Raw genomic sequence first — 12,724 nt, forward strand, 5'->3', positions numbered from 1 at the left:
CCGTTTTACATCTCTGCTACCTGCACCCGCCAGTCACACACGTTCGATGGCGACCGCTGCCTGATCGATGATATCGATCATGGCGTGCAACTCCTGCTTGCTCAATTCACCCTTCGCCAGACGCGTGTGCAAGGCCATCCTGAAATTCTGGGTGGCGCGGCGCAGCTCCGGCGAATCGGTGCCGGGAAGCGGCTCCCGACGCATTTCGAACTTCTTGAGAATCTGCTGCAGTATCACGCTGTTTTCCTGCAGATGGGCGTCGCCTTCGGCGGTGATGCGATACAGCTTCTTGCCGCCCTCTTCCGCTTCCACGGTGGCGTAGCCCATTTCTTCCAGCAGCGTCAGCGTCGGATAAATCACGCCCGGGCTCGGGCTGTAGCCACCGCCGACCAGCACTTCCACTTCCTTGATGATTTCGTAACCGTGGCGCGGTTTTTCCTGCAGCAGATGCAGGATCACGACGCGCAGCGCCCCCTGTTCGAACATGCGCCCGCGTCCGCCGCCTTCACGGCCTCGCGGGCCGCGCTCATCCGGTCCACGTTCGTCAAACAGACCGCCGCCATGATGCGAACGCTCGAAACGATGATGCATGGGGCCATGTCCACGGCCCAGTAAATGTTTGAACATGTCTGTCCTTTTTGATTGAAGACAGATCTAAGATATATCTTAAAAATACCTCAGTCAAGATATATCTTAGATGTAGCTTTCAATTACTTCACCACGCAGCGTGGATAGTTACAGCTTTCCCGCGCCGTTCACGAGGGATTCCTGACAGGAATAGGCGCTGAATATCCATTACATTTACGCATTGCGTACATATAATTCCATTAAAATACAAAAATATAATTTAGATATACGCTTATTGGATATTCCAGATCATGACAATTCAACAGCAGAGTTTCCTTCGCGACGCCATGCGCCGACTCAACCTGACCCGCGAGGGCTTCTCCTCCCGCATCGGCGTCAGCCGCCGCGCGCTGGATACCTGGCTACTGCCGCTGGACTCTCAGGAGTTCCGCCGCATGCCGGAAATCGTCGAACGCTTCGTGACCGAAATTCTGGCCGGCAGCGCCGACACCGCGCAACATGCCGCCGCACCGGCGAGCCTGGCGATTGAACATGAAGGCAAGCCCTGCCTGCTGTCGGTCGATCAGTTTTCGCGCGAATCGGCAGAGGCGCTGTTTCAATTGGCCGATGTGATGCAACCCATCGCGCGCAGACAAAAAGTCTCGCGCGTGCTGGAAGGTGCGGTGCTGGGGAATCTGTTCTTCGAAGCCAGCACGCGCACGCGCGTGAGTTTCGGCGCTGCGTTCTGCCGGCTCGGCGGCTCGGTGTGCGACACCACCGGCTTCACCTTTTCATCGATGGCCAAGGGCGAGTCGATCTACGACACCAGCCGCGTGCTCAGCGGCTATGTCGATGCGCTGGTGGTGCGCCACCCCGATCAGGGTTCGGTCGCAGAATTTGCGCGCGCCACCAACATCCCGGTGATCAATGCCGGCGACGGGCCGGGCGAACACCCCAGCCAGGCCTTGCTCGACCTGTACACCATCCAGCGCGAATTTTCGCGTCTCGGCAAGATCATCGACGGCGCCCACATCGCCATGGTTGGCGATCTGAAATACGGCCGCACCGTGCACTCGCTGAGCAAATTGCTGGCGCTGTATCGCGGCATCAAATTCACGCTGATTGCACCGGCCGGCCTGGAGATGCCGGCCTACATCGTCGAGCGGATCGCGAACAACGGCAATGTGGTGGAACAGACCAGCGACCTGGCGCAAGGACTGCAGGGTGCCGATGTGGTCTATGCGACGCGCATCCAGATAGAGCGTTTCGCCAATGAAGACATTGAAGGCTACACGCCCGACTTTCAGATCAATCAGGCATTGGTCAACACCGTGTGCGGGCATGACACGCTGATCATGCATCCGCTGCCGCGCGACAGCCGGCCGGGCGCCAACGACCTCGGCGCCGATCTGATTCACGACCCGCGCCTGGCGATCTTCCGCCAGACCGACAACGGCATCCCGGTGCGTATGGCGCTGTTCGCCTCGCTGCTAGGCGTCGCCGGTCAGGTCGCCAATTCACTGCGCGACACCACCTGGAAGGTACCGCGTTTCATCGGCCCTGACGATGCGCTGTTTCATGGACTGGATGGCTGAGCCGGCCCTCGGAAGGCAGGCCCGCGTCACTCTTCCATCGCACGGATGAAGAGCCTGAGCAACGGCGAAGCATCGTTGCGGCGAAACGCAAATTCGATGTTGTAGGTATTGGGCAGATCGCTGTGCCGGTGCAGCACCAGCCCGGCCGGGCAGTTGTAACGCGTGGCTTCGGAAATGACGGTATATCCCATGCCGATGGCGACCATGCCCAGCCGCGTGCCAACGTCGCCGCTAACGAAAATGTGCTTGGGCGTCAGACCGCCCAACTCGCACTGCGCCATGATGTAATCGTAGTAGACCGGAGAGCGCGGACGCGGAAACCAGACGCAGGGATCGTCCTTGAGTTCGCTCAGCCGGGTCGGCGGGTGCAGCGCAAAACGGTGATCACTGGCAAATACCAGCACCAGGCCGACGCGCAGAATGTTGATGCTGTCCAGTTGCGTATCGCCGGGGTCGCGCAAGGACATGATGCCGCCATCCAGCTTCCCTTCCTTGATCAGCGTAGGCTGCTTCATCGACACACCGGGCTCCAGCACCACCGTGATTTCAGGATAGGTATCGCGAAATTTGCGCAGACGGCGCAGCAATTCGGGATGCGAGGTGTGATACGGCGACACGCCGATGCGCAAGGTGCCGGACTGCCCGCTCCCCACATTCAGGGCACGCTCCTTGGCCTCGTCCAGTTCTCCCATCAGACGCGTGACGTCGATCAGGAACTGCCGGCCGGCGCCGGTCAGACTGGTGCCCTTGGTGGTGCGCTGGAACAGCGAGGTGCCGAGATGCTCCTCCAGATCGTGAATCTGGCGACTCAGCGCCGGCTGCGCCACGTTCATCTTGCGTGCCGCTTCCGCCACGCTGCCATGCGTGGCGACGGCCATGAAATAACGCAGGTGTCTCAGTTCCATATCAGGCTTTATCCTTGAAAATCGGTACCGACACCGTTACGGTCGGCGGCGATGTCAGAGCGCTGCGCCAGCCGCAGAATCGCGCGCCGGATCGAGGAAGCGTTCCACCAGGCGCGACCAGAAGGCAGCCCCGACCGGCAGATTGGCATCGTTGAAATCATAGCCCGGATTGTGCACCATGCAAGCGTCTTCCTCGGAGGTGCCGCCATTGCCGATACGCAAGAAACAGCCCGGCCGCTCCTGCAGCATGAAGGCAAAGTCTTCGCTGCCCATCAACAGATCCGAATGCGGCGTCACCTTGTCGACGCCCACCAGTTCGCGCGCCACTTCGATGGCGAATGCGGTTTCGTCGGGCGTATTGACCACCATCGGATAGCCGTAGACGTAATCCACCTTGGCGGTCGCGCCATAGCTGTCGGCCTGGGCATGCACCAGGTCAATGATGCGTTGCCGTATCTTGTCGCGCACGGCGGCGTTAAAGGTGCGCACGCTCAGTTCCAGCCGGGCGCTGTCCGGAATCACATTGCTGGCGATGCCGGCCTTGAACACCCCGACCGTCACCACCACCGGCTCCTGCGGCGGCATGTTGCGCGAGACCACGGTCTGCAGCGCCATCACGATGCTGGAACCGACCATGACGGGATCGACCGCCAGGTGCGGACGCGACGCATGGCCGCCCTTGCCCTGGATGTCGATGAAGACCTTGTCGCTGGCCGACATGAAGGCGCCGCTGCGAAAACGGAAGCTGCCGGCCGGTGCGCCCGGATGATTGTGCACGCCGAACACCGCGTCGCAGGGAAAGCGTTCGAACAGACCGTCGCGGATCATTGCGCGCGCACCGCTGTCGATGCCATGCTCTTCGGCCGGCTGAAAGTACAACTGCAAGGTGCCTGAGAAATTGCGCGTGGCGGCCAGATATCTGGCCGCGCCCAGCAGCATGGTGGTATGACCGTCATGACCGCAGGCATGCATCTTTCCGTGCGTCTTGCTGGCGTAGGGCAGGCCGGTCGCTTCGACGATGGGCAAGGCATCCATGTCGGCACGGATGCCGATGCTGCGCGGGCCTTCGCCGACCTTGAGCGTGCCTACCACGCCGGTGCGGCCGACGCCGGTGGTGACCTGATAGCCGTATTCTTCCAGCTTGTGCGCCACCAGCGCCGCGGTCTCAAGCTCTTCATAGGCCAGCTCGGGATGTTCGTGAATATGATGGCGCACGGCGCGCAACTCCGGCGCGGCGCCTTCGAGGTCACTGATTTCGCAAAAGCGTTTGGTATCGTTCATGAGATGCTTATGTCCTGTTCCGTTGCTAAAAAAGGGGGTCTCGACTTGCCTGACTGAATTGCATCCCTGGTTTTCAGCGATGTTTTTCAATTCTGTTTTTCACTTTTTCCTAATACTGTTCGAATCCTTCATCCTGTGCCGCTACAGACCGGGTCAGCGCCCGCCGCAAGGTCAGACGTTGTACATGCTGAGTCCAGGTAGGCGGCTTGCCGTCGGCTGCCTCTGCGGGCGAGGGCGAGACCGCGACCGGCCGGCGCGGTAGCGGCGCCTTGACTGCATCGCCGCCCCGTCCGACATTGCGCACAGCGTCGATATTTCCACCCGGACTGGCGGCGCTGGTCTCGCCCAGCTTGAACACCGCCACCGCATCCGCCAGGCGTGCGGCCTGCATGCTCATGCTTTCGGCCGAGGCTGCAGCCTGCTCCACCAGGGCCGCATTCTGCTGCGTCATTTCATCCATGCGCGCGATGGCGCTGTTGACTTCGACGATGCCCTTGCTCTGCTCACGGCCGGCATGCGCGATGTCGCCCATGATGCTGGTCACGCGCTGCACCGAACCGACGATCTCGTCCATCGCCATGCCGCTCTTCTCGACCAGCACCGCACCGGCATCCACCTTGCCGACCGAATCCGCGATCAGCACCTTGATCTCTTTGGCGGCGCTGGCCGAGCGCGCGGCCAGGCTGCGCACCTCCGACGCCACTACCGCAAATCCGCGGCCTTGCTCGCCGGCGCGCGCCGCTTCGACCGCCGCGTTGAGCGCCAGAATATTGGTCTGGAAAGCAATGCCATCGATGACGCCGATGATGTCGACGATACGGCGCGAACTTTCCTTGATCGAACCCATGGTCAACACCACCTGCGCCACGATTTCGCCGCCGCTGCTGGCATGCTGCGAAGCGGCCTCGACCAGCTCATTGGCGACGCCGGAATTTTGCGCATTGAGGCGCACTGCGGTCGTCAGTTCTTCCATCGACGATGCGGTCTCCTGCAGCGAGGCGGCCTGCGCCTCGGTCCGTATCGACAGATCAGCATTGCCCTGCGCAATTTCACCGGAAGAGGTGGCGATGGTGGCGCTGGCGATGCGCACCTCGCCGACCATCTTCATCAGGCTGGCGTTCATGTCGGCCAGGGCATCCAGCAACTGGCAGATCTCATCGCTGCCGGCGGCGGTGGCGCTCAGTTCCAGCTCGCCGGCTGCCACCCGCCGCGCCACCTTGACCGCAGCCTTCAGCGGCAAGGTGATGCTGCGCGTGATGACGAACGCCGACAGGCCGCCCACCGCCAGCGAAATCAGACCGACGATGATGGAAAAATATATGATCGATCCGGAATCCGCGGTCACCGTGTGCAGACTGCGCAGCGACACCGCCTGCTGCGCCTCGACCAGCTTGTCGATTTCCGACATCGATTGTTGCGTCAGCGGATCGATCTTTTCGGCGATCAGCTTGGCTGCGCCTTCACCGTTGAAGGAATGCGCATCGGCCACCGCCTCCTTCATCGGCTCCGCCATCTGCGCCTGCAGAGCATCGAGACGCGCCACGGCATCGCTCTCCGCCCTGGCCAGACCGCTGCCCAGCAACTGGTCGCGTCCTTCACGATAGCGCTTCTGGGCCGCGTTGAATCTGTCTTCCTCGATCTGCATGGCGCTCAGATCGGTTTGCAGGCCGATGTTGCGCATGGCGATGCCGGCCTGCAGCATGGCGGTGCGCATGTTGGACGCCAGCAGCGCGCGCGCATTGGCCTTCGCCAGATCGTTATTGAGGCGGCTGCTGTTGCCGGCGCTGATCACGCCCACCATGGCAATCTGCACGATCAGGATCAGCAGCAACAGGCCGAAGCCGATCCCCAGCCGCGTTCCTATGCGCATGTCATTGAGCCTGATGCTCAGTCCTGTGCTGCGTCGATTGCTCGGTGTCATTGCCGCCCCCTGATTCAAAAGTATTGAAATCCACTGCTGCCACCACTTCCAACATTTCCACCACCACCAGCGAGGTAGCCCGGCATCCGCCCGCACCGATTTTTTCTCTGCGCAAGCTTCCCCCCTTGTGCGAGCGGGCCAGGCTATCGTCGGCGTCGCTGCGGACGCGGTGAACTGCTCACCGGTCCACCGCCGGCCGCGTCCTGCTTCAATCGTTCAAATGACAGGCCGACGCATGGGTCATTGAAATCTGTTTCAGCTCCGGCCTCTCCTGCCGGCAGCGTTCCATCGCAAACGGACAGCGCGGATTGAAATGGCAGCCCTTGGGCGGATTCAGCGGCGACGGCAATTCGCCCTTCATCGGACTGAATTCACGCGGCGTCGTACTGATGCGCGGCACTTCACTGAGCAGCGCCCGGGTGTAAGGATGATTGGGCTGCGCGAACAATTCTGCGGTGGGCGCGATCTCCACGATGCGGCCCAGATACATGATCGCGACGCGATCCGAAATGTGCTCGACCACGCCGAGGTCGTGGCTGATGAACAGGTAAGTCAGATTGAACTGCTCGCGCAGACGCATGAAGAGATTGATCACCTGCGCCTGAATCGATACATCCAGCGCCGCCACCGATTCGTCGCACACCAGAAATTCCGGCTGCACCGCGAGCGCCCGCGCAATGCCGATGCGCTGACGCTGGCCGCCGGAAAACTGATGCGGATAGCGCAACTGATAAGTTGGATCGAGGCCGACGCGCAGCATCACGTCATCGACGTAGTCTTCAATCGCCGACGGCTTCACCAGACCATGCGCCACAGCCGCTTCGCCGATGATGTCGCGCACCCGCATGCGCGGATTGAGCGACGCCATCGGATCCTGAAAGATCATCTGGATCGCCAGGCTGTGGCGCTTGCGCTCGGCGGCATCGAGCCGCTCGACGGCCGTTCCCTTCCACTGCATGCTGCCGCTGCTCTGGCCGTGGATGCCGGCAACCACCCGCCCCAGCGTTGATTTTCCGCAACCGGACTCGCCCACCAGACCGACCACCTCGCCTTTGGCGATGTGCAGCGAAACGTCGTCCACCGCGTGCACCGACGGCAAAGGCGGTTTGCCGCTGAGCCTGGCAATCAACGCGCCGGCCAGATCGCGCTTGGCGGTAAAGCGTTTGGAAATGTGATCGAGCCGGATCAGGCTCTCGGATTTGTTGACGGCACTTGCCATGTCCGCTGGCCTCGGCATATTCAGATGGGTATTCATGCGTTCACCTCTTGCGCGTGGAAACAACGCACCATGTGTTCGACACCGGGAGTGCGCGACAGGTCGCGCGCCTCGGGCACGCTTTCGCAGGCCGCGCTGGCACGCTCGCAGCGCGGACGAAAGGCGCAACCGGTCGGCAGGTTTTCGGCCGACGGCGCCATCCCGGGAATCTGGTACAAGGGCTGACCGCGCGGGTTGTTGCTGGGGATCGATTTCATCAGGCCGATGGTGTAAGGGTGGCGCGGCGCCGCCATCACTTCGGCAATCGGGCCGGTCTCGACGATGCGCCCCGCGTACATCACGGCGATCTTGTCGGCCAGCCCCGACACCAGCGACAGATCGTGGGTGATCCAGATCAGCGCGGTGCCCGATTCACGGCACAGCTTCTTCACTTCGTACAGAATCTGCGCCTGCACCGTGACGTCCAGCGCGGTGGTCGGCTCGTCGGCGATGATCAGCTCGGGCTTGTTGAGAATCGCGGTGGCGATCGCCACCCGCTGCCGCATGCCGCCCGAGAACTGATGCGGGTACGACTTGAGGCGCTCATCCGGCGCCGGAATGCCGACCCGGTTCAGCGCTTCACGCGCGATGTCGCGCGCCTGCGTCTCGCTCATGCGGGCATGCGAATGCAAGGCCTCGCACATCTGGGTATCGACCCGCAGCACCGGATTGAGGCTGGTGGCCGGATCCTGAAAGATCATGGCGATGCGGTCGCCACGCAGCGCACGCATGCGCTCCTCGGACAGATTGACCAGATCGACGGCAGTGCCGTTCTTGCCGTAAAACTTGATCGAGCCGCCGGCAATCCGGCCCGGCGCCTCCAGCAAGCCCATGATGGAATAGCCGGTGACGCTCTTGCCCGAACCGGATTCCCCCACCAGACCAAGAATCTCGCCGCGCTTGAGCGTGAGATCGACGCCGTTGACCGAACGGATGGTGCCGGAGCGCGTATCGAACCAGGTTTGCAGACCGCGTACTTCCAATAAGGTATCGCTCATGAGATTCACTTTTGCAGACGGGGATTAAGAACATCGCGCAACTGGTCGCCGACCAGATTAACGGCCACGATCAACAGCACCAGCACCACGCCGGGATAGAAGCAGATCCAGTATTCGCCCGACAGCATGTACGAATAGCCATTGGCGATCAGACGTCCGAGCGAAGGCTCGGTAATCGGCGCACCGACGCCGAGAAAGGCCAGCGTGGCTTCCAGCGAGATGGCGGTGGCGATGTTCATGGTGGCCACCACGATCAGCGGCGGAATGCAGTTCGGCAGCAGATGGCGAAACAAGATGCGGCGGCTGGACAAGCCCAGGCTGCGCGCCGCTTCTATGTATTCGCGGTTCTTTTCGATCAGCGCCGCACTGCGCACGGTGCGTGCGTAGTAGGCCCATTGGACTGCGATCAGTGCAACGATCACCTTGTCCAGACCGGTGCCCAGCATCGCCAGCAGCACCAGCGCAATCAACATGGCCGGGAACGACAACTGAAGATCGACGATGCGCATGATCAGGCCCTCCACCCAGCCGCCGAAGTAGGCGGCCATCAGACCGAACACGGTGCCGATTATCAAGGCCACGCCGGTACTCACGAAACCGACCATCAGGCTGATGCGCAAGCCGTAGACGATGCCGCTGTAGATGTCACGCCCCTGATCGTCGGTGCCGAGCCAGAAATGAAAGTTCTGATCGTCGGGCCGGGCGCCCGGATGCATGTGACTGTTCATCACATTGAGCTGACTCAGGTCATAAGGATTTTGCGGCGTCACCAGCGGCGCGAACACCGCCGCCAGAATCAGCAGCGCCAGAATCAGGAGCCCGGCCATCGCCACCTTGCTGTGTGCAAAATCCCTGGCGATGCGCTTGAGCATCGAGGCCTTGGGCCGTGCTTTCCTGGGCAATTCAGTTTGCATTGCGATATCCATTTCAGGCCTTGCCTCCCATGCGAATGCGCGGATCGAGCAGCGAATACACCAGATCGACCGCCAGATTGATCAGTGAAAACATGACCACCACGATCAGCAGATACGCCACGACCACCGGCCGGTCCAGACGCAGAATGCTGTCGATCAGCAGCTTGCCCATGCCGGGCCAGGCAAACACGGTTTCAGTCACCACTGCAAACGCGATGAGCGAACCGAACTCGAGGCCGACGACGGTCACGATGGGAATGGCGATGTTTTTCAATACGTGAACAAAGATGATGCGCGACGACTTCACCCCCTTGGCACGTGCGAACTTGATGTAGTCGTGCTGCATCACTTCACGCGTGCCGGCACGGCTGAGGCGGATGATCAAAGCGGTCTTGTAGAGCGACAGCGTGACGGCCGGCAAGATCAGATGGCGCAGTCCGTCCAGCGTCAGAAAACTGACCGGCACGCCGAGCAGCAGACTGGTTTCGCCACGGCCGCCGGCCGGCAGCCAGCCCAGCAGTACGCCGAAACCCAGCGCCAGCATCAGTCCGATCCAGAAACCCGGCAGCGAGAAACCGAGTATCGACACCGACATGATCACGCGGCTGGCTTTGCCGTTTGGCCTGAGTCCGGCCAGCATACCCAGCGGCAGCCCGACGATCACCGCCATCGCCAACGCCAGCACGGCCACTTCCAGCGTGGCCGGCATGCGTTGCAGAATCAGCTGAATCGCCGGCACGTTCTGCACGAAAGAGTTGCCGAGATCGCCGTGCAGTGCATTGCCGAGAAAGCGGAAAAATTGCAGATACAGCGGCAGATCCAGTCCCAGGCTCTGACGCACCGCTTCGCGCGTTGCATCGTCGGCGGAAGGATCGACCAGAATCTCGACCGGATCGCCGATGGTGTAGAGACCCAGAAACAGAATCAGTGACATCACGAACATCGTCATCAGGGACGGGATGAGACGCCGGATCAGAAAGGTAATCATGCGGGCTTCTTCATGCTGGTTAAAGATATGTTGAAAGGACTCGCGAAATTCGGACAACAGGCCGCCCGCGCGACCACTCAGTCGTGGCCGCGCCGGTCTGCGCATGTTGCTTTACTCCATGTGACGTCAGTCGGACGACTGCATTTGCTACGAACCTGCTCAGGACTGGCCGCTTGTTTATTATTTTTTAAGATGCCGCAGCAGCCCTCGCTTGCCGTGATTTTTCCACAATCACTTCGGCGTCACATCCTCCGCCTTGGTGAACTCATCGGCACGCGCCTTGTAGTTCAGGCTGGCTTTCATGGCCCAGGGCGTGACTTCGTAGTGCAGAGGAATCACCGCCATCAGCTCCATCGAGCGCTTGCTCACTTCAGCCATCAGGGCGCGGCGCTTGTTGTCATCGACGGTCTCCATCGCTTTGTCCAGCGTGCTGTCTATCGTGGCGTCGGAGAACTTGCCGTAGTTGGAACTGCCCCAGCCCTTGGTCTTGTTGACCGTGGCGACCAGTCCGCGCAGCGGCGACGACATTTCACCAGTCTGTGCGCCCCAGCCGAACAGGTAGATGCCGAACTCATGCTTGGCACGGCGCGACAGAAACGTACTGGCGGTCATCGCGTCGACACCGGTCTTGATGCCGATCTTGGTGAACATCTGCGCCACCGCCTGGGCCACTTGCGAATCGTTGATGTAACGGTCGTTCGGCGTCGCCAGCGTCATCTCGAAGCCATCCGGATACCCGGCCTCGGCCAGCAGTTTCCTGGCTTGCGCCACATCGGTGGCCAGCACCGGCAACGAGGTATCAGTGCCGAAGAACTCCTTGCTCATCAACTGCTGCGCCGGCTTGGCGAAACCGCCCATGATGCGATCAACAATCGCGCGGCGATCGATCGCCATCGACAAGGCCTTGCGTACCCGCACATCCTTGAAAGGGTTCTTGCCGTCGGCGGTCTTGACGCCGGGCGGCGCCTTGTCGCTGCTCTGATCCATCACCAGGAAAACGGTGCGGGTTGAAACGGCGCCTTCGATCTTGAAGCGCGGATCGGCTTTGATGCGCGGAATATCCTGCGTGGTCGGACGTTCGATGAAATCGACATCACCCGACAACAAGGCCGCCACCCGCGAGCCGGGATTGGTGATCGGTCGCATGATGACCTGGTCCCAGGCCGGCTTCTTGCCCCAGTAAGCGTCGTTGCGCTTGAGTACGATACGGTCGCCCTTGGTGAACTGCCCGAACTTGAACGGCCCGGTGCCGATGGCGGCCTTGCCGCTGTTGAATTCTTCGGTGGCAGGCCACTTGTGCGTGATCTTGCAACCGGCGTCCGAGAAGTGCACTTTCTCACCGTCGATCAGACTGTCGGAAATGATGCCGATGGTGGCCAGTTCGTTCGGTAGCAGCGGATAAGGTTCGGTGGTCTTGATGATCACGGTGTAGGGATCGGGCGCTTCCATCTCCTTGATGGCCTTGGTGTACAGCGTGAACGGCGAAGGACTGTTCTGCACCGTCGGCACGCGGCAGAAGGTGAACAGCACATCATTGGCGTCGAACGCGGTGCCGTCGTGGAACTTGACGTTCTTGCGCAGCTTGAATTCCCAGGTGGTCGGATTGATCGCGCGGTAAGACTCGGCCAGTCCGGGATGCATGGAGAAGTCCGGATTCTTCATCACCAGCGGCTCATAGATCTGATTGGCCAGCGAAATATTCGGTGTGAACAAATGGTAGTGCGGATCCATTGCAGTAGGCTCTGCCGCCAGACCGATCTTCAGATCCGCTGCCTGCGCGAGCGGAGCGCTCAGCGTTGAAGCGAGCAAACCGATACAGGCGACCGGTGCGGCAAGATGCTTGAGACAAAACTTAATCATGACTCTCCCCAGTTTAATCAAGTAGCTTTACGCTTCGACGCCAGGCGTGAAGCCGAATGCGGCAAGCAGATCCCGCGCTCAAATGGCGGCGCCCCGGCAGAGTTGGCTGCGGACGCGACATTCAGCTTGCGGACCGTCTTGCTAGACTTATTTTCTATAAGTTGAGGCAAGTATATGCAGGCAACCGACACTCTCAAATTACTGAATTAGCATGGTTGTTATGCTTTGAAAATATAGAAAGAACTACCCAAACTGGGGCCCGAAAAGGGGGCAATAACAGGCCACACAAGGGCTCAAGGCCCGACGCACAAAGCATGCGAATTCAGCCCTGAAATCTGGTGAAAATACGCCGCTATGCTTCAGATGAGCAGGGGCGCAGCGCTATTCGGCAAGCCTGGATGGAAACGTGAGCACTGCGTTCTGAAGCATAGCGACGCAGG

Annotated in this window: 10 protein-coding genes; 1 reads left to right on the forward strand and 9 read right to left on the reverse strand. The window is 60.8% G+C overall.

Annotation, left to right across the window (positions count from 1 at the left end):
- Positions 1-33: 33 nt before the first annotated feature.
- The gene (locus PQR62_RS01855; protein ID WP_408154187.1) at positions 34-627 is read right to left on the reverse strand and encodes a PadR family transcriptional regulator; all 594 of its coding nucleotides are present in this window, start codon (positions 625-627) and stop codon (positions 34-36) included.
- Positions 628-878: 251 nt separating this feature from the next.
- Here PQR62_RS01855 and PQR62_RS01860 point away from each other — a divergent pair, with 251 nt between their 5' ends.
- Positions 879-2,162 carry an aspartate carbamoyltransferase gene (locus PQR62_RS01860; protein ID WP_408154189.1) on the forward strand — a complete coding sequence of 428 codons (1,284 nt, stop codon included), beginning with the start codon at positions 879-881 and terminating at the stop codon, positions 2,160-2,162.
- Positions 2,163-2,188: 26 nt separating this feature from the next.
- Here the strand turns inward: PQR62_RS01860 and PQR62_RS01865 are convergent, their stop codons facing one another.
- The 8 genes from PQR62_RS01865 to PQR62_RS01900 all read right to left on the reverse strand — a co-directional run bounded on the left by PQR62_RS01865 (position 2,189) and on the right by PQR62_RS01900 (position 12,284).
- Positions 2,189-3,067: a LysR family transcriptional regulator gene (locus tag PQR62_RS01865; protein ID WP_408154191.1), complete on the reverse strand. Its 879-nt coding sequence runs from the start codon at positions 3,065-3,067 to the stop codon at positions 2,189-2,191.
- A 54-nt stretch (positions 3,068-3,121) separates the two neighbouring features.
- Positions 3,122-4,348, reverse strand: coding sequence for a M20 aminoacylase family protein (locus PQR62_RS01870; RefSeq protein ID WP_408154193.1), 1,227 nt, complete (start codon positions 4,346-4,348; stop codon positions 3,122-3,124).
- 109 nt (positions 4,349-4,457) lie between these two features.
- Positions 4,458-6,269, reverse strand: coding sequence for a methyl-accepting chemotaxis protein (locus PQR62_RS01875; protein WP_408154195.1), 1,812 nt, complete (start codon positions 6,267-6,269; stop codon positions 4,458-4,460).
- Positions 6,270-6,477: 208 nt separating this feature from the next.
- Entirely contained in the window at positions 6,478-7,488 is a 1,011-nt protein-coding gene (locus tag PQR62_RS01880; RefSeq protein WP_408154197.1) for an ABC transporter ATP-binding protein, read from the reverse strand.
- Between the two features lie 32 nt (positions 7,489-7,520).
- Complete coding sequence (locus PQR62_RS01885) at positions 7,521-8,522, reverse strand: ABC transporter ATP-binding protein (RefSeq protein ID WP_408154199.1); 1,002 nt, start codon at positions 8,520-8,522, stop codon at positions 7,521-7,523.
- A 5-nt stretch (positions 8,523-8,527) separates the two neighbouring features.
- The gene (locus PQR62_RS01890) at positions 8,528-9,436 is read right to left on the reverse strand and encodes an ABC transporter permease (protein WP_408154201.1); all 909 of its coding nucleotides are present in this window, start codon (positions 9,434-9,436) and stop codon (positions 8,528-8,530) included.
- Between the two features lie 13 nt (positions 9,437-9,449).
- Positions 9,450-10,424, reverse strand: coding sequence for an ABC transporter permease (locus tag PQR62_RS01895; RefSeq protein WP_408154203.1), 975 nt, complete (start codon positions 10,422-10,424; stop codon positions 9,450-9,452).
- 231 nt (positions 10,425-10,655) lie between these two features.
- Positions 10,656-12,284 carry an ABC transporter substrate-binding protein gene (locus PQR62_RS01900; protein WP_408154205.1) on the reverse strand — a complete coding sequence of 543 codons (1,629 nt, stop codon included), beginning with the start codon at positions 12,282-12,284 and terminating at the stop codon, positions 10,656-10,658.
- Between the last annotated feature and the right edge of the window lie 440 nt (positions 12,285-12,724).

It is taken from the genome of Herbaspirillum lusitanum (assembly GCF_046025995.1).
GTDB classification, from domain to species: domain Bacteria; phylum Pseudomonadota; class Gammaproteobacteria; order Burkholderiales; family Burkholderiaceae_D; genus Herbaspirillum; species Herbaspirillum lusitanum_A.

Bases quoted from the DNA above. Each gene is read 5' to 3' on its own strand.
- PQR62_RS01870 (WP_408154193.1), bottom strand. From the start codon at position 4,348: ATGAACGATACCAAACGCTTTTGCGAAATCAGTGACCTCGAAGGCGCC.
- PQR62_RS01885 (WP_408154199.1), bottom strand. From the start codon at position 8,522: ATGAGCGATACCTTATTGGAAGTACGCGGTCTGCAAACCTGGTTCGAT.
- PQR62_RS01875 (WP_408154195.1), bottom strand. From the start codon at position 6,269: ATGACACCGAGCAATCGACGCAGCACAGGACTGAGCATCAGGCTCAAT.
- PQR62_RS01900 (WP_408154205.1), bottom strand. From the start codon at position 12,284: ATGATTAAGTTTTGTCTCAAGCATCTTGCCGCACCGGTCGCCTGTATC.
- PQR62_RS01855 (WP_408154187.1), bottom strand. From the start codon at position 627: ATGTTCAAACATTTACTGGGCCGTGGACATGGCCCCATGCATCATCGT.
- PQR62_RS01895 (WP_408154203.1), bottom strand. From the start codon at position 10,424: ATGATTACCTTTCTGATCCGGCGTCTCATCCCGTCCCTGATGACGATG.
- PQR62_RS01890 (WP_408154201.1), bottom strand. From the start codon at position 9,436: ATGCAAACTGAATTGCCCAGGAAAGCACGGCCCAAGGCCTCGATGCTC.
- PQR62_RS01860 (WP_408154189.1), top strand. From the start codon at position 879: ATGACAATTCAACAGCAGAGTTTCCTTCGCGACGCCATGCGCCGACTC.
- PQR62_RS01880 (WP_408154197.1), bottom strand. From the start codon at position 7,488: ATGGCAAGTGCCGTCAACAAATCCGAGAGCCTGATCCGGCTCGATCAC.
- PQR62_RS01865 (WP_408154191.1), bottom strand. From the start codon at position 3,067: ATGGAACTGAGACACCTGCGTTATTTCATGGCCGTCGCCACGCATGGC.